Here is a 23,102-nt window from a genome sequence, read left to right on the forward strand (position 1 = left end):
CTATCAGATGCAGATGAGAATTTAAAAAACTATTGGAGCGAAGTCTTTTTCGTCGTAAACTTTTCCGAGGACTTTCTGCATTTGCGTTTGGTTTGATGCTTTAGCCACAGCGTCATTTTTATAAATCGCGCCTTTATAGAAAGTATCGAGTATGCTTTTGTCCAGAGAGTGCATTCCAATTTGTCGGGATGTTTCAATGATATTGGGGATTTCGTGAAGCCGGTTGTCTCGAATGCAGTTTTTTGCAGCAGAATTGCATACCAGCACCTCCGAACATGGAATCATACCCTCCATATCTTTTCGCTGGAAAAGGGTCTGCGAAACAACTGCTTTCAGTGTATTAGAAAGCAGGCTCCTTATATGGTTTTGCTGGCCGTCGGGGTAAATGTCTATAATCCTCTCGATTGTCTGTGCGGCATTGATTGTATGGAGGGTGCTCAAAACAAGGTGTCCGGTTTCAGCAGCGGTTATTGCAGCGGATGTGGTTTCGAGGTCTCTCATCTCGCCTAACATTATGATATCGGGGTCCTGCCGCATTGCATGCTTAAGCCCGGAAGCAAAATTTGTTACATCTCTTCCAAGCTCCCTTTGCTCAATATGGCTTAATTTATTTTCAAAGAGATACTCTATCGGGTCTTCAAGCGTGATTATACGCTTGGCAGACTGCTCATTTATTTTATTTATCGTGGCTGCAAGAGTAGTGCTTTTGCCTGAGCCGGCAGGGCCTGTAACGAGCACAAGGCCTCTTGGAAGCCCCATTATCTCTTCAATTACCCCCGGAAGTTCGAGCTCATTAAGTTCTGGTATTGAATTGGGTATAACACGAAAGGACAAAGCGGGCTTGCCCCTCTGATAATGAACGTTAACACGAAACCGGTTTCGGCTCTCAAGCATAACAGCAAAATCTATATCCTTGTTTTCCTCGAGCTTATCACGGCCGCCTTCGTAAACAAAACGGTTTAGAAACGCCGTTAAATCTTCGGATGTTATTTCAGGAAAATCCAGGCTCATTATCACCGTGTTTTTTCTGACAACAGGCGCTAAACCGATATTAATATGAATATCGCTTGCCTTTTGCTCTACTGCTTTTTCAAGGGCTTCAGTTATCTTCATTGCCTTTTTCTTTGCTCTTTCTCACAAGCTCTTTAAGATTTCTGCCATTAAAATTCGGTTGGGGGCATTCTGTTTTCTCTAAAATATTTTTTTCCTGCTTGCTCATCTTATGCTCGCCGGGGATAATCAGCGGGCGTATGAAAACCATCAGCTCTGATTCCTTAACCGTCTCATTTTCTGATCTGAAAGCAGGGGCGATCAGAGGGATATCGCCGAGTATTGGGGCTTTGGTGTAGTTTTTGGTGGTCTCAAACCGCTTAAGGCCCCCTAAAACAACAGTCTCCCCGCTCTTGAGAAGGGCGATTGTATCAAGACGCCTGGTATTTACCGTAGGTACGCCCTGTTGGTCGGGGCTTTGGTTTTCCACGATCCCAAACTCGGGTATTATCCGCAGCCTAAGCATATCATCTCTGGTGATGTGCGGGGTTACCTCAAGCTTTACGCCTACATCCTTGAACTCAGTGGAAGTCATAGACCCTCCCTGAGATGTCTCGCTTTCTTCTTTGTATGGAATCTCACGTACTATCTCAAAATTAGCTGTTTCGTTGTCCAGCACGAGTATTTTCGGATTCGCAAGCAGTTTGGCGAGCCCTTCTTTATGAAGCATCGAAAGAATCATATCCACACTTATTGAATCATTGAGAAATCCCAGTCTTATTGAACCTCCGGATTCCTTGTCAAAAGAACCCGCTGCAAACGGGTCTTCGCCGGTTTGGATGGGAGTCCCCTCAGGGGCTTCTCCGCTTAATATTTCATCGCTGTAATCGATCCCGTTTCCGGTTGTCTGATGAACCTGCTGCCCGATTGAATTTGAGGTTTCTGTTCCGGCATTCCATTCTATTCCCAGTTCCACCGAGCTGTCGCCGGATACATCGTAAATCCTCACTTCAACAATCACCTGCTCTGTTACTCTGTCCAACTCCTCGATAAATTCATCTATAGCTTTAATCCGGCTCTCTTTGTCGGTAACGGCTATATTGCTTGTCCCCGGGCTCACAGAAACCCTGCCAGTCTCTGAGATGTAGTCTTTCAGGGCGGAGGCAACATTAACTGCATCGGCATAAGTTATCCTGTAAACCTTGCTCACAGTTTTCTCGGGCGCATTGATTACTTCGCTCTCAGGAACAATCCGAAGCATAGTATTGGTTTTTACATAAGCATAGTTGTGCACAGCGAGGATATTCTCCAAAGCCTCGCCTACAGGGACATCGCTAAGCCTTGCATTTACCGTCCCTGTAACATCAGGGCTTTTCACCATATCAACATCTGCGTACTGCGAGATCATTCTGAGAACATCATCAATTTCCGTGCCTACAAAATCAACACTGATTTTCTTGCTCAGTTTTTTATCTATCGGTGCAGATTTCTGGGCATCTTCTTTCTCGGTTGATTTTATTTCTGCAAAACAGGGCATAGAGAAAATAATGAGCCCAAAAGCAATGCAGAGCATTCGTGAGGCAGATTTTGTGCGTTTCATAATATTAATTCCTGCTGTCTTGTGTTGTGAGGATCTCACGGCTCCTGCCAACTTCAATTTTGATTGGGTGGCCGTTGGTGTCTTCTAAGACCACGCTTTTCCTTGTAACTTTTGCAAGTCTGTAGCCTTCGAAAGTGCCGTCTTCATTTATCATTTTTCTGTTGATAAGAGCCATAGATTTACCTTCAGGATTCATCAAAACGCCCTTAACGAAAACCTTCTTCTTAACTACCTTGGACTCCTTTTTTTCAGCCTTTTCAGTCTCTTCGCGCTTGGGCTCCTCTTGTGGCATGAGAGAGTGTTTCTGTCTGAAAGCAAGTATCTTATTGAGATCGAGCATTGGATTCTTACATTTATCGCTGCGGAATTCAGCAGGGCGGAATTCAGCAGGCTCCCATGCGCTCTTAAAGCTTATGTTTTCCAGAACTTTGATATCAGGCAGTCCCTTCTCCTTAGCGTCTTTAGCGGCCTCATTTTTAGTATAGAAGACGTTGTAATAAACCACTACCCCCAAAATGCATGCAAGAAAGGTTATAACTGCCGCTTCTTTTACTGTGCGCGGGTTGAGATGGCCTTCCTTGCCGATAAAATCCGAATCGAAAACGCTTTTCTTGTCGGCAATCTTTCCGCTTTCTGATAGGGCGGAAAAATCGGAGACTGTTTTTTTCTTTTTGCCAAACATAATAAATTCCTCCGATTAAGTTTCTGTTTCTTTAATTGTGTAGAAAGTGAGTAAGATGTTTATGTTCTTAGATTTTAATTTGAAGCGCAACGCTTCGCTAATTTAATCAGCCCGCGTGGCGGGCTGGAGTTTATCGCTTTTAGCTGCCTGAATAGATAAAGAATAAGGGCGGCGGTTAAGCCGCCTCTATCCAGTATAGATTGTTGCGGTGCTCGGGTTGCTCTCCAGCATTGCCCTATCCCCTGCAACAAGATAATCTATTATAGCGATGGCGATTGCTTTTAAAAAGTAAAAAAAGAGTACCCATTACGGTTGTTTTCGATAGAATGTTTTTTTGACGAAAAATACTCTATTTAAGGAACCGCAATGGGCTATAGACATCTTAACATTAATGAGCGGGAAAGCATTCTAAAAATGCGATCTGAAGGAAAAAATTTACTGGAAATCGCCATATATCTCGGCAGGAGCAAGGGCACTATCAGCCGTGAGTTGAATCGAAACATGTCCTCAACCCATGATTATAAGCCCCACCTGGCCCAGCGATATTACAGCAAACGCAGGGCCGCATCCAAGCAGCCATATCGGCTTGAACAGAATGGCCGTCTTCGTCGTCGAGTATGCAGTAAACTCGAGCAATATCACTCGCCTGAACAGATAGCAGGCCGTCTTGAAATCGACTATCCAGATAATGCCCAAATGCGTGTAAGCCCTTTGACCATATATAGTTGGGTTAAACGAGACAAGGTTGACGGCGGTGTTTTTTACAAGTTTTTGCGTCAAGGCCGTCGCAAACGACGAAAGAAGCACGGCAGTAATGACAAGCGTGGCCGGATACCGAACAAACGTTCGATCAGTGAGCGTCCGGAGGTTGTTGACAAGCGTAATCGCTTCGGCGATTGGGAGGGTGACAGCGTCAGCGGTAAAGGACACGGTTCATTTATTGCGACACATGTCGAGCGTGCAAGCCGCTATCTGCTCTCTGGCAGGATGAAAGATAAGAGTGCCCAGAGCATGAATGAAACCACCCGAAGGTTGTTCAGGAAGATACCAAAGTCCAAGCGTCAAACGATGACAGTTGACAATGGTAAGGAGTTTGCCCAGTTTAAAGAGATGGAAAAAACAGTCGGCCTATGCTGCTACTTTGCTGATCCATACAGTTCTTATCAGCGTGGAACTAATGAAAACACAAACGGCCTGCTTCGTCAGTTCTTCCCTAAGGGAACTGATTTTAAGAAAGTTAGTGATAAGGAACTTGACAAAGTTGTCGCCTTAATCAACAATCGACCAAGGAAATGTTTAAAATATCGGACACCAAATGAAGTGCTCTGGAGCGATGAAAAAAGTTGCGCTTCAGATTAAAATTTTGATTTCCCAGATAAGAAACTTTTTTATTGCCTCATTTGTCTGCGGGATATAACGAACAAAATAAAGTTTTATGGGTATAAATTGTTAAATAATGCTATTGTTTCTGCCTTCAAAAATTAAAATTTTATTTTCAAGAAGCAAAATAAGTGTTGCAGATTTTTAATCTGGTATCATTTCGTAATTGAAACATTAAAACAGGGAAATTGCTTTGAAAGCGGAGATTCAAAAAAATACTGATATGCATACTGGCGAGAAGTTTACAGACCTTCTCACCGGGAACCAGAGACAAATTCACGCTTACATAATAAGCCTTGTAGGTAATTTTAATGATTCTGAAGATATCCTTCAGGAAACCACTAAAGAAATGTGGCAGAAGTTTGAAGATTACAAACTGGGTACAAATTTTCTTGCATGGGGCAAGAAGATTGCCTACTACAAGGTTCTGGAGTACAGAAATAGAAATAAAAGGAAGAAGTTCGTATTCGACGACTACATACTCCAGCAGATAAGCAGAGAATCTGCCTCTGAGCTCAAGGACACAAACGCATATACTATGTTTCTTGAGGACTGTATCAAAAAGCTCAGGGAGTCGGATTTGAGTCTCGTTAAATCTTTGTATGTAGAGCAGAAAACTGTTAAACAGCTCTGCGCGAGCCTAAACCGTTCTCATCAGAGCATCTACAGAAGCCTTGGGAGAATTCTGAACCTGTTAAGACAGTGCATTATCAGGGCATCAATGAGGGCAGGAAATGAATAGACAAACAATATTAGAATTTAGAAGCCTGTGCATTAAGCTTTTCGACGGGTCGCTTGAAGAACATGAGAGTCAGAGGCTTAATGAGCTTATGTATCACCCTGGGCTTAGAAAGGTCTATTTCGGGCTTGTTAAGGTTAACCTTTCTCTTAAATTTGCCGGCGAATGCTGCCGCGAGTCTTCAGACCTATTGAATGAAGAAACCTTTGTTGAGCAGGTATGGGAGAGCCTTGCTGCAGAGGAGAAAAATGCAGAGCCTGTGCAGAGGTTTGAATCTATAGAAGAATCTCCCAGAAGAGTAAACAAGAAGGTTTATCAGCAAAAACAGCCAAGACAAATCAGCAAATTCAATCTCTATTCGGCGCTGACCGGGGTTGCAGCTCTGATTTTTATCTTCATTTTTGCCAGCATCTCACCGGACAGAACAGCTGTAAAAGCTGCAGCGGTAAGAGATGCCCTCAATGCCGAGTTTGCAGATGATTCTGAAAGCTATTCTCAAGGCCAGAGCATATGGGCAGGTGAAACTGTAAGGATTTCCGAAGGCTTTATTGAGTTTGAAACAGCCCGCAATGTCCTTATAACGGTTGAAGCACCTGCTGAGTTTGAATTCAATAAGCAGGACGATATGCAGCTTGAATATGGGCAGGTTTATGCAAATGTAGGCGAGAATGGAATCGGCTTTACTGTGCATACCGACAATATGCGGCTAATCGACCTTGGAACTGAGTTCGGCGTTTACAGAGACAAAAAAGGCTGGACAGAGGTTCATATGATAAACGGCGAAGCGGCTCTTGTGGCAGGCGGGTCTTGGTTTAAGAAAACCAAACAGCAGCTGTTCAAAGGACAGGCAAGAGGTGTTTCAAGCAACGGCACCAGTGTAGAAGAGCTCGATTCTGAACCTGAAAAATTCGCACGATACATAAACTCAGACCACAAGTCTGTATGGAGAGGGCAGAAGGCATTAGATCTTGCCGATATTGTAGGCGGCGGCAACGGCCTTGGCAGCGGCGAGTACAAATCCGGTATCAATACCGCTTCCGGCGAATATACTACCGATATCAACAGGCTTAATTCGCTTAAGTTTTCAAATGGTCAAGGGTATTTGAACGTAGATTCTCTTTCATTTGTTGACGGTGTGTTTATTCCCGACGGCGAGTTTGGAGCAGTCCAGGTTACCAGCGAAGGTCATACATTCAGCGGGGTATCAGACACAGAGGGCAAATACTGGATAGGGCTTCTTAACGGTGCGTACCATCCGAGGCTGCAGGATGTTCTCCCGCATACATTAACTCTGCAGGGGGTAAAGCAGAGCTATCCTGAGAATTCTGCTTTGTTTATACATCCCAATCAGGGCATTACATTCGATCTTGATAAGATTGAGCAGGTTGTTCAGGGTAAAGAATTTAGCAGATTTACTGCTGAATTCGGCCTTTCAGACAGCGTGTTTGACAATGATAATTTCGTTGTGCCTCTGAATAATTTTGAGGTCTTTGAGGAAGGCCAGCTCAATTGCGATTTGCAGGTTCTTGTTGATGGTCAGCTTCGGTTCGAGAAGAGCAATCAGTCTCCGTCCCAAAAGCCGAGCAGGGTAGATCTTACCTTAAAGCCTGAAGACCGTTTCCTAACACTTATCGTTACTATTCCAATAGAAGACAATCTGCCTGAGGCAGGTTTTGTATGGGCATTTATGAAAGACCCCCAGCTGCATGTTTGGGGCAATGAATAGCAGTATCTGCAGTTATGAAAAAGTTAATATACAACAATAAAAGAGGATGAAAATGAATTCTAGAAAAAAGGCTTTCACACTTATAGAGCTTCTGGTTGTTATTTCAATCATAGCTCTTTTAATGGCAATACTTATGCCTGCTTTGAGCAAGGCAAGGGAGCAGGGAAAGAGGATGCTCTGCGCTAATAATCTAAAACAGTGCGCTCTTGCCGCTCAGATTTATTCTCAGCAGAACAGGGGTGTATATCCGCTTCAGGCAACCACTGAATGGGCGTGGGATATTTCCTACTGGACAACCGACCTGATTATCGAAAGCGGTGCTGAGCCGGATATATTCTACTGTCCGTCAAACACAAAGATGTCTGCCGACAAGGACAGATACTGGAGATTTGCTGAGATCTTCCCGGAAGCACCAAGCACAAGCCTTGACAGGGAAGAGCCGGATACCCTTTTTCACAGAAGAAATCTTTACAGGGTCTCTTCTTATTTCTGGCTTTTCGACAGCTACGACGTTCTAAACGATAAGGATGCCGGCAGGCCAGACTTGGAGGGAAGACCTACAACCGACTGGCTCGTTAAATCTCAGGACGTGGAAAATCCGGCTGAGAGAAAAATGATTGCAGATGCTGTGTTCAAGCAGAATGAGCTTTATACCCAGATAAAAGGCGGCAATTGGGACGGCTGGAAGAAGACTGACAGGACAAACCACGTTGACGGCAGCGGCGATCTCAACGGCTCAAATGCGGCTTTCGCTGACGGTCATGTCGAATGGCTTGGCGAAGAAGAACTTGAAAACCCAGACGGTACCGACAGAGTTCGCCTTAGAGTTGGCGGTTCCGGCGGTACTGTAGAGCAGATTTGGTAATTTTAATTTAATTTAATCTAATCAGTAAACAGCAGACTATTATTTTCTGTGTGTTGAAATTCTATTTTAATACTAATTTTTAAGGAGATTCATTATGAAAAGAAGCTTGCTTCTAACAATGTTTCTTGCGGCGCAAATGTTTATTTTGCAGTCGCTTGCGGTAGGCGGGACAGTTGCCTACTGGCGATTTGAAGGCGGAACGGCGGATGGAGATCCCATCCTGCATGGTGAAGTACCCGACGGCCAATTCTATCCAGGCGTAATGGACAGTTCCGGAAACGGCAATGCCCTTACTGTGTGGAATGAAGGTGCCCACATCTACAGCACAGCAGTTGGCTACAGCGAAGTTCCCCAGACAGGGGCTGCTAATCAGTTTAGTGCGAAGAACAATAACGGTTCCCCTGGAATGTGGACTGAGACCGGCTCTCAAATCAGCAATATGAGTCCGGCTGAGTTTACAATTGAGGCAACTGTAAGGCTGGAGAACGGCGGTTATCGCTGTATAGTCGGTAGAGACAGTTACGGCACTTCGCCGCACAACCCGGACCTTGCAGCGCTTTATCTTCAGGCTACTCCCGATAATGGCCTTGCGATAAAATTCTGTGATGTTCAGGGTTTTTGGCATGATGCTATTTCAGAAACCGGGGTTATTGAAACCTACGACTGGGGAACAAATCCCTCTGGTGCCGGAACTCCGTTTTACAGCATCGCAGCAGTAAGCGACGGCGAATTTCTCTCACTTTATCTCTACAGCCACGACAATCCCGAAGAAGGCTACAGGCTTATTGCTCAGGAGAATATGCTCGAAGAAACAGAAAGCACAAACACCGCCCTTACAGCTGGCGCCGGAGACGGCGGAGACTGGGACGCAGGCAACTGGACAGTAACAAGAGGGCTTTACGCAGGAGGCCATGGAGACCGTGCTTGGGGTTTTGTTGATGAGGTAAGAATCAGCGATTCTGCCCTTAGAGTAACAGATCTGCTCCAAGGCCCAACCCCTTACAATGGTGATGTTGCTCAGCAGTCTGACCCAGCCAACGGCGATGTTGACGTTTCGTTCAACTGGGACGCACCGGGCGAGGATGCCTCCGGAGACGGCTCGAATGCCGTTGAGCCGGATCTTGTAGATCAGTACGTGTTTATAAGCTCAGGCACTGAAGGAAATTCTGAGCTCTATTACGCAGGCGCTACCGGAATAGACCCGGGTACAGAAGACCCGGCATCTTCATTCGGTCCTGTTGATCTAAACTACGACAGCACTTATCAGTGGGCAGTTGTAGGCGTTATGGACGGATACGAGCAGAGCCTCACCCCGGGCGTAAGCACACTTGCAGATGCAGACCCGAACAACAACATTCACGGCCCGGTCTGGGAGTTTGAGTCTATGGCTTCTGTTCCGATTATTGAGGAAGACCCGGAATACGATGCTGCAGCAGAAGGCGATAATGCTTCGCTCAGTGTTGAAGCTACCAGTGTTACAACACCTTCATTCCAATGGTACAAGTCTGATGATCAGGCAAATGATACGCTTGATGATGATAATGCTGTAGGCGACCCAGACGTTACTCTCGAAGTTACTCAGGACGGCGAAAGCTACACCTGCACAATGACAGTGCCCGCTGCAGCCTTCGCAGATGAAGGCTATTACTACTGCGAGGTTACCAACGAAAGCGCTGCCTCAGCTGTGTCTCAGGCCGGTCAGATTGAAATCGAGAAACTCGTCAACTGGTATGAATTTGAGAACAACATTATGGATTCTCAGGGCACTAACCACGGCGTTTCAATGAGGACAGATCCAAACGCTCCGTTCGATTATGCCTCAGGTATGGTAGGACAGGCTATCTCTCTCAATGCTGACGGCGTTGGCGATTCATTCGAAATCGATCAGTCTGTAAAGGCTAACTTCACAATAGAAATGTGGGTTAAGACAACAGGCGATTCTCCGGGAACCGACGGCTGGTACAACGGCTTAGGTCTCGTTGACGGCGAGCTGCCAGGAAAAGTTGATGATATGGGTACAGCCCTGCTTGACGGCAAATTTGCTCTTGGAATTGGTGACTACGACGCAGAGATGCAGATGACGCTTAAGTCTGAATCAGACATCAACGACGACAGCTGGCATTACTGCGTTGCAACACGCAACTATGAATCAGGCGATATGAAGGTTTATGTTGACGGCGTGCTCGAGGCCTCTTTAAGCGGAGCCACAGGCCTGAAAGATGAACCTCAAACACTTAGAATCGGCGCATTGCATACCGGTATGAATTTCTTCCCGGGCCTTATCGATGAGCTCAAGCTATACAACTACGAGCTTTCTGAGGTAGAAATTGCTGATAACTACACCTCTCTGACTGGCGAGTCTGTTTGCCTTACCTCTCAAGCACCTGATAAAGACCTTGATGTAAATAATGACTGCCGGATTGATATGGCGGATTTTGCCGGTTTGGCAGCAGAATGGCTCACAAGCGGGCTTTTCCCTGTTGAGTAATGGTGTTTGATTTTGAATGATAATGTTAGAAAGCCTGCAGGCGAGATCTAATATCCGCCGCAGGCAATAACAATAAGGAGATTAACTATGAGTAAAAAATTACTTTTAACAGCATTTTTTGCGGCGCAGATATTCCTTCTGCAGTCGCTGGCGGTAGGCGATACTGTAGCTTACTGGCGTTTTGAAGATGGAATTGCAGATGCCCAGGTGCTGCATGGCGCAGGCGAGGGCCAATTCGCTGCGGATATCCCAGATTCATCAGGAAACGGAAATGCCCTTTCCGTATGGAATGAAACATTCGCGGGATATGGCTTCAGAAGCGAAGTTGGCTATGATACCGTACCGTACACAGGGCAGGCAAACAACTTAAGTGTTAAAAATACAGGCGGCTTACCTGGCATGTTCACTGAAACCGGCTCGCAGATAAGCACAATTGAGCCTGCTCAGTTTACGATTGAGGCAACCTTCAAACTTGAAAACGGTGATTACCGCGGAATTATCGGCAGAGACAGCCAAGGCAGCGTAACAGGAGATGCTGCACTTTCAGCCCTGTATTTTCAGGCTCTACCGAACAACGGCGTTGCTGTAAAATTCTGCGATGTTCAGGGCTACTGGCACGATGCAATTTCTGAGGGCGGATTGATAGAAACTTATGATTTCGGCACTAACCCCTCCGGTGCAGGTGTTCCGTTCTACAGCATGGCAGCAGTGAGCGACGGCGAGCTGCTCTCGCTCTACCTCTACAATCACGATAAGCCCGAAGAAGGCTACAAGCTCGTTGCTCAGGAAGATATGCTCCAAGAAACAGACAGCACAAATACTGCTCTCACATCCGGTACTGGAGACGGCGGAGACTGGGACGCAGGCAACTGGAGTGTAGGAAGGGCCATGTTCGACGGCGGCCACGCAGACCGCGCTTGGGGCTACATTGATGAGGTAAGAATCAGCGATTCTGCCCTTAGAGTAACAGATCTGCTCCAAGGCCCAACCCCTTACAATGGTGATGTTGCTCAGCAGTCTGATCCAGCCAACGGCGATGTTGACGTTACATTCAGCTGGGACGCACCGGGCGAGGATGCCTCTGGGGACGGCTCTAATGCCGTTGAGCCGGATCTTGTAGATCAGTACGTATTTATAAGCTCAGGCGATGAAGAAGATACCGAGCTGTATTACGCAGGCGCAACCGGCGCTGACCCGGGCACAGATAATCCGGCATCTTCATTCGGACCTGTTGACCTCAACTACGACAGTTCGTATCTGTGGGCAGTTGTAGGCGTTATGGACGGCTACGAGCAGAGCCTCACTCCGGGCGTAAGCACACTTGCAGATGCAGACCCGAACAACAACATTCACGGCCCTGTTTGGGAGTTTGATGCGATGGCATCTGTTCCTGTAATAGACGAAGATCCTGTTTACGATATAGTTCCAGACGGCGGCGACGCTTCGTTAACCGTTGAGGTTACGAGCGTTACAATGCCATCATTCCAGTGGTACAAGTCTGATGATCAGGCAAACGATACGCCTGAAGATGATACTGCTGTAAATGAGCCTGATGTAACTCTATCAATTACTCACCACGCAGAAAGCTACACTTGCACAATGACTGTTCCAGCTGCAACATTTACTGATGAAGGCTATTACTACTGCGAAGTAAGCAATGAAAGTGCTGCTTCAGCTGTGTCTCAGGCCGGTCAGATTGAGATTGAAAAGCTGGTTAACTGGTACGAATTCGAGAATAACATTATGGATTCTCAGGGCACCAACCACGGCGTTTCTATGAAGACAGACCCTAACGCACCGTTCGACTATACAGCAGGTATGGTAGGAGATGCTATTTCTCTCAACGCTGAGGGGGTAGGCGAATCATTCGAAATCGACAAGACCATAAAAGCTAATTTCACAGTTGAAATGTGGGTTAAAACCACAGCAGCTCCGCAGGGCGGAGACAACTGGTGGGAAGGCGCAGGCCTTGTTGACGGAGAGCTTCCCGGTGGATCTGACGATTTAGGTACTGTCTATCTCGACGGCAAATTCGCTTTTGGCGTAGGCGACCCTGATGAGGGTAACGTTACTCTTGAATCAGATGTTGATTTAAATGACGGAAGCTGGCATTACTGCGTTGCTACACGTGATTACGAAACTGGTGAGATTAAGGTTTATATCGACGGCGTTCTGGAAACCCAGACTTCTGCTTCAACAGGTTTAAAGGCAGAGGGCGATTACCTTCGCATAGGAGCAATCCAAACCGGCAGCAATTTCTTCAAGGGACAGCTTGATGAGGTTAAGCTGTATAACTATGAGCTTTCTGAGATCGAGATAGCTGACAAATACACCACCGTAACCGGTGAAACTGTTTGTATAGCTTCTCAGCGTCCAAATGAAGGACTTGACACCAACAACGACTGCCAGATAAATATTGATGATTTTATGGCTATGGCAGCAGAATGGCTTGTAAGCGGGATTTATTCTGCAGAATAAGTGGGATCATTCTTGCTTCATATTAAGAAATCAGCAGGCGAAGGGATTTTCTCTCTTCGTCTGCTTTTTTAAAATTTTTTCGTTTGAATTTAATCTCTTGGGGTTTTTCAGCGTATAACCCTGCAGACATTGAGATTAAATGTTGAAAATTAGAACAGTTTTTTCATATATATGTGAATTCACAAATTTAGAGTGATTTATAAGGATGCCAAATGAATTTATTTATCAGCAATTACAGCCGAAAGCTTATAAGATTCCTTGTTTTTATCCTGCTCTTATCAGCAGCTCTTCAGGCGGCAGATACATACACAAACCCGGTGGTAATATCAAATGACAGGCTGGCAGACCCGACAATTCTAAAATATGACGGCAACGGCAAGTACTACATGTATCCTACAGGAGATAATGTCAGCTACCATGTTTACACCTCCATCGACCTTGTCAATTGGACCAAGGGCAAACGCGTATTTCAGCCGGGTGTAAGCGGTGTTTGGGCTCCTGATGTTTATCATAGCAAAGAAGACGGCAAATTTTATATGTACTATACCGCCGGCGGGAATATTGGCGTAGCTGTGGCAACTCGTCCTGACGGGACATTTATAGATCAAGGCATAATATTGGAGAATTCTATAGATGCGCATTTCTTTGCTGAAAACGGGGAGTATTATCTCTATTTCACAGAGGTTGACCATGGCAATCGAATTTATGTCCAGAAGATGTCGAGCCATACCGAGCTTACAGGCGAGAAGCATTTGATTCTCGAGCCCGACCAAGGCTGGGATCAGGAAGCCGGCTGGGTGAATGAAGCACCATGGATGCTGAAGCATAAAGGTACGTATTATCTGCTATTCTCTGGCAGCGGAGCAAATACGCAGGAATACGGCGTTGGTTATGCAACGGCTGATAATCCAATGGGACCATTTACTAAATACGAAAACAATCCCATTATCGAAAAAGGCGGCGGGGTTTACGGACCTGGGCACGGGTCGGTTACAACTGATGATGATGGCAATCTCTGGCATATTTATCATCAGAAGCATGATGAAAATGTGAACTGGAATCGCTTTATATGCCTCGATCCGATGTGGTTTGACTCAAACGGTGTTCTCCACAGCAGGGCTACAAGAGGCCAAGAGCTTCCTGCCCCCAAGATTGACGGCAACAAGCCCGAACTTGCTTATTGGCGTTTTGAAGAAGGTCCTGCAGATGCCGATGTTTCTCATGGCGGACTGGCTGACGGGTTCTTCTTTCCGGGTGTAGCTGATGTTACTGGAAACGGAAATCCGCTTTCTGTGTGGAATCAAAGCTACGGCGGATACGTTTATAAAGATGAAACCGCCTTCGATACTGTGCCGCAGACAGGGCAGACTAATAATTTCAGTGTAAAAAATTCCGGCGGAAACCCGAATATGTTTACAAGTATAGGGGCCTTTGTTTCTTCAGTAAGCCCTTCTGAATTCACAGTGCAGGCAACCTTCAGACTGGAAGACGGCGGGTATCGGGGCATTGTAGGCAGAGACAGCTTCGGTACAGCAAATAAAGACTCGCAGCTTTCAGCATTTTATCTGCAGGCAATTCCCGGCAACGGGGTTGCTGTCAAGTTCTGCGATGTGCAGGGATACTGGCATGATGCCATCTCGGATATAGGGGTTATAGAAACTTTCGACTGGGGCTCGAATCCCTCTGGTGAGGGAGTGCCTTTTTACAGCGCAGCAGCCGTGAGCGACGGAGAATTTCTCTCGCTCTACCTCTACAACCACGACAAGCCCGAAGAGGGTTACAAGCTCGTTGCTCAGGAGAATATGCTCGAAGAAACGGACAGCACAAATACAGCTCTTACCGGAGGTGCAGGAGACGGGCCGGATTGGGATGCCGGCAATTGGACAGTTGGAAGAGCGATGTACAACGGAGGCCATGCCGACCGCGCTTGGGGTTATATTGATGAAGTGAAAATAACTGCCGCAGACCTGCGGGTTACAGACTTCCTTCAAGGCCCTGCCCCATACAGCCCTGATGTTAGCTTAACTGCTGATATGGATAATTATGTGGTTGAGGCTGATTTCTCTTGGAACGCCCCGGGCAGTCCTGAGGAGCCGGTTTTAAGAGATATAGTTAACGAGTATGTATTTATAAGCTCCTCAGATCCTCAGGATGACAGCCTTTACTATGCAGGCGATACCGGCATAGACCCGGGAAATTATAACCCCGAATCCTCTTTCGGTACTGCTCAAGTTGATTTCAACAATACCTGCCGCTGGGCGGTTGTGGCTGTTATGGATGGTTTCGAGCAGAATCTCACCGCAGGCCAGAGTACGCTGGAAGATGTGGATTCGAATAATTTGATCGGCCCGATATGGAGCTTTGATTCGCTTGAGCTTGACCCGGGCATAGAAGCCCAGCCTTCCGAGATTGTGCTTGCTGAGGATTCATCAGAATCCGGATGTTTCGGCGTAAATCTCGCAAGCAGGCCGATGGGGGATGTTCAGCTGAATCTCTCAGAAAAATATTCACGCGGTCAGATTACTGTTTCCCCGCAGAACCTGCTTTTTACCCCTCAGAACTGGTCAGCAGGGCAGGATGTCTGCGTGCAGACGGTGGATGATGATATGCTCGAAAGCCCTCTGGATACAGTTCCTGTTGAGGTAAGTGCGTCCAGCTCTGAAGATCAATACTACGACGGCCTCACAGCAGAGCCGTTTGCTGTAAAAATTGAAGATGATGAGTGCGGCTCGGCTGGTTATTTGAAGGCAGATTTCAATCTTGACTGCGAGGTTGGGATGGACGATTTCAGCTTTTTTGCTCAGCAGTGGCTTTCAGATACGCTAGTTAATAATTAAATACAGTTTTTTTGATTAGTTCTTAATAACAGAAAGGTGATTATGTCAAAAGTAAGCAAGTTAGTATTATGCGCATTAATTGCGTGTATGTTTTCCCAGCAGCAGGCTTCGGCCTGGTCTCTCAAGCAGGCTCCGCTCATGACAGAGTGGGCAGATGAGGTAGACCCGCAGAATACTTTGCCCGAATACCCGAGGCCTCAGATGGTTCGAGATAACTGGCAGAACCTCAACGGTGTCTGGGAGTTCCAGCCCGGCAGTGAAGGTGATCAGGTGCCGGCAGGCCAAACCCTCAGCGGGGACATACTCGTTCCGTTTCCTGTTGAATCAGCGATTTCAGGCGTTAAAGAACACCACGAAAGGGTTTGGTATAAGAGAACTTTCCAGATTCCGGAAAGCTGGGACGGCAGCAGAATCCTTCTGCATTTCGGCGCAGTTGACTGGGAATCAGAAGTTTATGTAAACGGCCAGAGCGCAGGCGTTCATAAGGGCGGCTTCGATACTTTCAGCTACGATATAACATCAATGCTCGATACTGAAAAGCAGGCTCAGGAGCTTATAGTACGCGTTTACGACCCGACAAACAGCAGTGCAATCGCCTGCGGCAAACAGGACCTCAATCCAAACGGTATCTGGTACACAGCTGTTACAGGTATCTGGCAGACAGTATGGCTTGAGCCCGTACCGCAGACTTCTGTTGAAAAATTGAACCTCACACCGGATGTTGACAGCAGCTGCCTGAATTTATCTGCTGATATTGACGGTTCTGGAAACGGCGTTACAGTTCATGCTGCAGCCTATGCCAACGGCAAAAAGGCCGGCGAGATAAACGGCGCACCAGGGCAGAAGCTCAGCCTCAACCTCAGAGACCCGCAGCTTTGGTCTCCAAGCAACCCATTTCTTTATGACCTTACCGTTCAGCTCAAGAAAAACGGCAGCGTTATAGACGAAGTAGAGAGCTATTTCGGTATGCGGAAAATTGAAGTTAAGAAGGTTGACGGGAAGAACAGAATCCTCCTCAACGGAGATTTTGTGTTCAATATCGGCCCGCTTGATCAGGGCTGGTGGCCGGACGGCCTTTTCACCGCCCCCACAGACGAGGCACTAAAATACGACCTCGATATGACAAAAGAGTTCGGTTTCAATATGACAAGAAAGCATGTGAAGATAGAGCCGGCAAGATGGTACTACTGGTGCGATAAGCTCGGGCTTATGGTATGGCAGGATATGCCGAGTATGCGTTCAAGCGGGAATGCAGCTCAGAGAGAGCAGTTTGAAAAAGAGCTTGCCTCAATGGTGGACGACCTCGGCAACCACCCGTCAATCGTATTGTGGGTAGTATTCAATGAAGGCTGGGGACAGTATGATACTGTTCGCGTTACTGAAGACGTAATGGAGCAGGACCCTTCAAGAATCGTTACCTGTGCAAGCGGATGGACAGACCACGAGGTTGGCCATATCAAGGACGACCACAGATACTCTCCTCCGCATAATCCGTCTGCTCCAACCGATGACAGAGCCTCCGTTTGCGGCGAGTACGGCGGAATCGGTATGAGAGTAGAAGGGCATATGTGGGAGGAAGACTCCTGGAGTTATACAATGGCCGAAACAGGTGAGGAGCTTGAAAGGATATACGATTCGTACATCCAGACATTGGTTCAGTATCGCGAAGACCCGGGATACAGCGGCGCTGTTTACACACAGATAACTGATGTGGAAGGTGAGATTAACGGACTGATAACCTACGACCGCAAGGTGGTTAAGCCTGACCCTGCCGACATTGCCTTTTCAAATAAAATGTACGAGAGGACATATCAGCAGATTCTCCCAACTTCCGCTCAAACTCCGCAGACATGGAAATACTCCTTTTCCGACCCGGGAGAAGGCTGGCAGAATCCAGCTTTTGATGATTCTTCCTGGCAGCAGGGGCACGGCGGTTTTGGAACCGAAAGCACTCCCGGCGCTGTTATAGGCACAGTTTGGGACAGCTCCGACATCTGGCTGCGCAAGAGTTTCGAGGTTGGCCAGCTGACAGACGAGCAGATTGAAAAACTTATCTTCAGAATCCACCATGACGAAGATGTCGAGGTTTATGTAAACGGTTCGCTCGTTTTTTCTGAAGACGGATTTACCACAAACTATCTTTACGTAAATGCAGGGCAGGAGCTCAAAAATGCAATCCAGCCCGGGCAAACCAACACGATCGCTGTGCACTGTTATCAGGATACCGGCGGTCAGTATATTGATGTAGGGATTGCATTTGAAACCACAGATTTCGATGATGATTCCTGCGGTCAGCTCGGATACGCACCATCAGACTTCAACCGCGACTGTAATGTAGATATGAGTGATATGCTGGTTTTCGTTGAAGACTGGCTTGGAAGCTCATCTGAAGGCTGATTTTTCAGCAATTTGATTCAGCAGCACCAATCAAAAGGGCGGGACGGCATTTGCCATTCCGCCCTTTGTTCATTTCTGGTTTAGCTTCAGGCTTTATTCTTCGCTTTTGATCAGAGTTATTGTGCGTTTGTCTGGATGTTTGAGCCAGCTGTCTATCTCTGAAAGCCTGTCATACTCAAACTTTCTTATAACAGCAGGCTTGGTTTCCAGAGAATAGCTAATCGTAATCATTCCGCCTCTTTGCGAGCATTCGATTTCTATAACTCCCGCATCTGCCGGCAGAACCCTTTTCTCCGATTTCGGCATCATCAAAACTTCCATATTTTCAGGTATGGCAGTATTAACCGTAATCTCAGCCTTGCTGTATCCGGACATATAATAAGGATTTTCCCGAACATCTTCGCTTATCCCGATGCTTCCAGGATTTGCCGGCACGGTGAAATACATCAGACGACCTTCTTTAACAGCATATTTTGGGATATCCAGTTCATACTGCTTAAGACCCGGGTAAGCGGAAAAATCGGTTACAAGCTCACTTTCTGCTTCAGCAAACTGGGAGATATTTGAAACGAGCTTTTCATAATATCTTCTTCGCTCTTCCGGGGTTGCCTCAGAGAAGTATTTGTTTGATTCGCCGAAATTTGTTCCCCATATCCTGCTTTCATGGAGCATTTCTGCTTTTCCTTCGGCTGTGATTTCCAGCTCTATTAACGAATCAGCCCTGTTAGTGTACTCCTCAGGCAGGTCGATTCTCAAAAGTCGCCGTGTTTCTGTATTTATAGAAAGCCTGCGGTTTCTGTATGAAGTGCCAAGCTCGGCGTATTGAGTCGTATCACCGATATAGAAAACGCCTTTGTCAGTGAGAGTTTTGACAAGCGGAAAACCCCAAAGAGACGGAGAAACAGTATTTTTCATAAGCTCCTCAAACTCATCGAGCCTGCCGCAGTTGGCGGGAAGAATAATCTCATTTTCAATTCCGGAAAGTTCAAGCAGTTTGGAAGTTAGTATTGCCTTGTCGAGCCTGTTGCCATAGCCGTTTTCAAGCGTTTGCGTGCAGGTGAAGTGCTTCCCAAGCGGTATACGATTGTATGAAGGTCCTGCTGTCCTGATATTCCGCGCTGCAAAATCTCTTATTGCGGTTATAATCTCTTTTTCACTTTTAGCGCCTTTGGTAATCTCTTTTGCTTTTTCTGACACCCTCTCTTCCTGAGAGGCCACCCTCGAAGCAGCTGCAATACTTACCATATCCGCATATTCTCCTATTTGCCCTGTACTTACCCTCAAAAAGGGCGTATAAGCGTATTTGGGCGGCAGTGAGCTTTCGGCTTTCAGTGCGGGTATGTCTTCAGCCGTCCATACGTAGGTCTTTATACCTGCGTTTTCGCTGCTTTTGCGTTCGATGATCCCAGCCCCGCTTACAGTGCCCGGGTTGAGTATGCCGTTATCATCGCAAACTATCTGAGTTTCTATATTTGAAGGTATGTTCAGTTTTACAGTCATTCGGCGATGCGGTTCATACCCTTGGAAAGTCCTGTACATTGAAAAATAGGGGCGGTTTTTGAGCGTCCTTTTAACGCTGTATTCTATCACGCTCCCGGCTTCTACGCCCGGCAGCGATGCAACGAGGGTCTTGCCCTCAGGATACTGAGGAGCAGAGGCAACCCAGCCCGCATCCATCACGTTTTTCTCAACTTCGCTTATTTCCTTAACATTCCCGTCGTTTATAACTCTTGCATAATTGAGCTCCAGCTCTTCCCAAACAGGCACATAGCTGAATTTGAGCTCTGAGAAGTCCTTCTTGCCTTTGTAGCTGAGAATCTTTCTTCGTACTACAGTTTCAACAGTCCAGTTATGCTCGTCTTTGAGATTGTATTCAACGTCTTTGGAGAGAAGCTCGGAATCCTGTTCTTTTTTCTGCGTGTCTTCTAAAACTATTTTTTTTCTTGAATTGTATTCTATCTCTTTGAGGTTTTCCTTGAGCTTGAGATACTGCTCAGGCGAGAACAAAACTTCTTTAAATTTTATCTCCCTGTTAATATTAACGCCGCTGCCGGTTTTTTCGAAATTGCTCGAATAAGACATATAGTCTTCATCTATCGCTGAGGTTTCAGGCGTTGAAAATATCTTCAATTCTTCTGCAATCCTGAGCTCCTTGCTTTCACTTACGCCGCAGGTGATGCCTGTTTCAAGCGGAAATCTTCTTTCATCAAGACCGGTAGCCTGAAGAACAAAATTGGCAATTCCTGCTTTGGCTCCAATATTGTATATGGGAAGAAGGGCTTTGCCTTTGCCGTTAATCAGAACGTTGTCCGCATGATACGAGATTTCAGCCCTGAGATTTTTAGAAGTGTCTTGAAGATTTTCCGGCTTCAGACTGTAGGAATCAAGCTCTCCGCCCGGGAGGAAGTTTTTAAGAAGCTTTTCGAAATAAGATTTCCTCTGCTCAGGCTTCTTCCTCAGAAATGCTCCGCGGTAGGCATTGTCGTTTATCCCTTCAAAAACCAGAGTGCTTTCTGCCTTGTAGCTGCCGTTTTTATCTATTTGGGCTTTGGTAATTATCTTCAGCATATTATTTTCTGCCGGCTCTACAGGTGATTCAAGCAGTGTTTCCCCGTATGGAGCTGCAACAATATAGCTGCAGTCGTTGAGGTAGGAGGGCATCAGCCTCTGGGTGCTTTCATCTGTTGAATCCATCAGCTTGTATGTCCCGTCTTCATTGCGGACGCAGGTTATAGCGTGATTGAAGTATGGCTGAGGAACTTCCTTGTCCTTTTTCGGGCCGCTGTGAATAAGCACCGGATAGCTCTCGAAGCCGGCAAGCCTCAGCATCGCCACCAGCAGGGCGGCTTTATCCCTGCATACTCCGTGCCGGTTTTCGAAGGTCAGGCTCACATCGTGGGGCTCGTTTCCGGGAGCCTCTTTCTCGATAGTGATTCCCATATAGCGAATCTCCTGAGAGACAAACTTGAATATAGCTCGGATTTTCTCGTCCTCAGTTTCAAGTCCTTTGGTCAGCTCTTCAACCTTCTCCTCCATCTCAGGCGTGGTGTCAAAATGCGGCTTGGAAAGATCCCAATACCATTTGGAAACCTCTTCCCATTTGTCTATAGTGCTTACCAGCAGTCTCTGAACGCATGTCCAGTAGTCCGGCATACTGCTCTCAGGATAGAATCTCGGAACATTTCTGGCCGTCCATTTATGCACGGTATGATTGCTTTTTTCTGTTTTTTCATAGCTTACGGTCTCGTCCACCTTGTCTTTCAGTGCTATGCTCTGGATTGGCAGTTCTTTCGAGGCATAAACTTCATACACCTCTTTAACAATCGGATACTTCGATTCAAATATAAAATAATTGCTCCATGTGTTTTTCATCCGCACCTTTGTGTAGCGGTCTGCAGCGATATAGTGTATCGTATCGCCCACCTCGAGCCCGGGCAGTGAAACAACAAGCAGTTTGCTGTTGGGGTTGTAGATGTTTGAGCTCATGCTGGAGTTGTCTGTCATCACCTTGCTGTTAGCTTCGGTATCTATCTCAACTGCGGTGCCGTCCGGCTTTATAAGCTCCACAAGTTCAAGCTCGATTGTATCGTAAGGGCGGGTGAAGTGGAAGGTTATTGTCTGGTTGTTTCGTTTGCCCTTTTCCGTAAGAATCTTTTTGTAGTACTCCGAAATATCTACAGAAGTCCCGTCCGGGTTGTAGGTTGTCTTCGTATATCCGGAAACGAGAACTTCATCGGAATTCGGATATTTCTCCTTGTCTGCTTCTTTTGTTGCAGCCATCGCTTCAGGCCGGTATATAAGCACCTCTGAAAAACTTGAAGCGGCAATCGCAAGCAGTAAAAACAGCATAACTTTCTTGTGCATTTGAAATCTCCTTATCTTTGAGCATCCAGCATAAATTATTATGAGAAAAGAGCTTCTACAAACTCTTCGGGTTCGAATTCTGCAATGTCCTCCGGCTTTTCCCCAAGCCCTACGAATTTAACGGGGATATTCAGCTTGTCCTTGATTGCTATAACAATACCGCCTCTTGCGCTTCCGTCAAGCTTGGCCAGAAAAATCCCAGTTACATTAACAGCCTCGGTAAACTCTTTTGCCTGTGCGATAGCGTTTTGCCCGCTTGTTCCGTCCACAACAAGGATAACCTCGTGCGGTGAGCCGGGGATTTTCTTGGATGTTACCGCTTTGATTTTTTCGAGCTCTTTCATAAGGTGCTTCTGGGTGTGAAGGCGTCCGGCCGTATCAACGATAAGATAATCCGCATCCCTTGCAATCGCCGCCTGGCAGGCATCGTATGCCACAGCAGCAGGGTCTGCTCCCTGTTTGTGTTTGATTATGTCAACCCCGATCCTCTCAGACCATACAGAAAGCTGCTCCACAGCCGCCGCCCTGAAGGTATCGCACGCTGCTACCACAACCTTGTTCCCGGCAGAGCTGAGATTGAAGCCGAGCTTTGCTATGCTTGTGGTTTTGCCCGACCCGTTCACGCCTGCTACCAGTATAACGGTTGGGCCTGAATCGGATTTGGCAAGCTCTCTGTCCCGCTGGGGCCAGTAGTTTTTAATCTTTTCTTTAAGAAAAGGTACAATCTGCTCGCTCGTCTCAATTTCCTTGTTCTTATAAGACTCTCTGAGTTCTTCAATAAGCTTCATTGTGGTTTCATACCCCAGATCATCGCTTATAAGCACTTCCTCGAGTTCGTCGAGAAGATCCTCGTCAATCTTTCGACCGAATGAAAGCACATCAGAAAGGGATTTGGTAATCTTGTTTCTGGTTTTCTCGAGTCTCTCTTTTATAAATCCTACAGTTTTGCTGAATAAACCCATAGCTATCCTAATAGTTTGAAATTTTAATTCTTAATCTTTTAGAAAAGAAAAATACAAAAAACGGGAGAAAATAAAATTAAAAATTTGCTCTTTG

13 protein-coding genes are annotated in these 23,102 nt (G+C 46.4%); 8 read left to right on the forward strand and 5 right to left on the reverse strand.

The window, feature by feature from the left end:
- Nucleotides 1-21 precede the first annotated feature (21 nt).
- Genes L21SP3_RS02230 through L21SP3_RS02240 form a run of 3 tightly spaced genes read right to left on the reverse strand, consistent with a single transcriptional unit; the run spans nucleotide 22 to nucleotide 3,272 of the window.
- Nucleotides 22-1,113: a type IV pilus twitching motility protein PilT gene (locus L21SP3_RS02230; protein ID WP_077539135.1), complete on the reverse strand. Its 1,092-nt coding sequence runs from the start codon at nucleotides 1,111-1,113 to the stop codon at nucleotides 22-24.
- Nucleotides 1,100-2,590, reverse strand: coding sequence for a secretin N-terminal domain-containing protein (locus L21SP3_RS02235; RefSeq protein WP_077539136.1), 1,491 nt, complete (start codon nucleotides 2,588-2,590; stop codon nucleotides 1,100-1,102). Before L21SP3_RS02235 ends, L21SP3_RS02230 begins: the two co-directional genes overlap by 14 nt.
- Before the next feature lie 4 nt (nucleotides 2,591-2,594).
- Nucleotides 2,595-3,272 carry a hypothetical protein gene (locus L21SP3_RS02240; protein WP_077539137.1) on the reverse strand — a complete coding sequence of 226 codons (678 nt, stop codon included), beginning with the start codon at nucleotides 3,270-3,272 and terminating at the stop codon, nucleotides 2,595-2,597.
- Nucleotides 3,273-3,638: 366 nt separating this feature from the next.
- Here L21SP3_RS02240 and L21SP3_RS02245 point away from each other — a divergent pair, with 366 nt between their 5' ends.
- The 8 genes from L21SP3_RS02245 (at nucleotide 3,639) to L21SP3_RS02280 (ending at nucleotide 18,182) form a co-directional block, all read left to right on the forward strand.
- Nucleotides 3,639-4,631: an IS30 family transposase gene (locus L21SP3_RS02245; protein WP_077539138.1), complete on the forward strand. Its 993-nt coding sequence runs from the start codon at nucleotides 3,639-3,641 to the stop codon at nucleotides 4,629-4,631.
- A 214-nt stretch (nucleotides 4,632-4,845) separates the two neighbouring features.
- On the forward strand, nucleotides 4,846-5,394 hold the full coding sequence (locus tag L21SP3_RS02250; RefSeq protein WP_077539139.1) for a sigma-70 family RNA polymerase sigma factor: 549 nt from the start codon (nucleotides 4,846-4,848) through the stop codon (nucleotides 5,392-5,394).
- A complete protein-coding gene (locus L21SP3_RS02255; RefSeq protein WP_077539140.1) occupies nucleotides 5,387-7,117 on the forward strand; it encodes a FecR domain-containing protein in 1,731 nt (576 codons plus the stop codon). Before L21SP3_RS02250 ends, L21SP3_RS02255 begins: the two co-directional genes overlap by 8 nt.
- Before the next feature lie 52 nt (nucleotides 7,118-7,169).
- Entirely contained in the window at nucleotides 7,170-7,982 is an 813-nt protein-coding gene (locus tag L21SP3_RS11965; RefSeq protein WP_077541796.1) for a type II secretion system protein, read from the forward strand.
- Between the two features lie 94 nt (nucleotides 7,983-8,076).
- Entirely contained in the window at nucleotides 8,077-10,470 is a 2,394-nt protein-coding gene (locus L21SP3_RS02265) for a LamG-like jellyroll fold domain-containing protein (RefSeq protein WP_077539141.1), read from the forward strand.
- A gap of 87 nt (nucleotides 10,471-10,557) precedes the next feature.
- Entirely contained in the window at nucleotides 10,558-12,948 is a 2,391-nt protein-coding gene (locus L21SP3_RS02270; RefSeq protein ID WP_077539142.1) for a LamG-like jellyroll fold domain-containing protein, read from the forward strand.
- Between the two features lie 212 nt (nucleotides 12,949-13,160).
- A complete protein-coding gene (locus L21SP3_RS02275; protein ID WP_077539143.1) occupies nucleotides 13,161-15,785 on the forward strand; it encodes a glycoside hydrolase family 43 protein in 2,625 nt (874 codons plus the stop codon).
- Between the two features lie 42 nt (nucleotides 15,786-15,827).
- Nucleotides 15,828-18,182 (forward strand): glycoside hydrolase family 2 protein, encoded by a 2,355-nt coding sequence (locus L21SP3_RS02280; protein WP_077539144.1) that lies wholly within the window; start codon nucleotides 15,828-15,830, stop codon nucleotides 18,180-18,182.
- A gap of 93 nt (nucleotides 18,183-18,275) precedes the next feature.
- On the opposite strand, the gene L21SP3_RS02285 is transcribed toward L21SP3_RS02280, so the two are convergent.
- Both L21SP3_RS02285 and ftsY read right to left on the reverse strand, forming a co-directional pair.
- Nucleotides 18,276-22,046: a DUF3857 domain-containing protein gene (locus L21SP3_RS02285; protein WP_077539145.1), complete on the reverse strand. Its 3,771-nt coding sequence runs from the start codon at nucleotides 22,044-22,046 to the stop codon at nucleotides 18,276-18,278.
- A gap of 38 nt (nucleotides 22,047-22,084) precedes the next feature.
- A complete protein-coding gene (gene ftsY, locus L21SP3_RS02290; RefSeq protein WP_077539146.1) occupies nucleotides 22,085-23,008 on the reverse strand; it encodes a signal recognition particle-docking protein FtsY in 924 nt (307 codons plus the stop codon).
- Nucleotides 23,009-23,102 lie beyond the last annotated feature (94 nt).

Source organism: Sedimentisphaera cyanobacteriorum, assembly GCF_001997385.1.
In the GTDB taxonomy this organism is placed as follows: Bacteria; Planctomycetota; Phycisphaerae; order Sedimentisphaerales; family Sedimentisphaeraceae; genus Sedimentisphaera; species Sedimentisphaera cyanobacteriorum.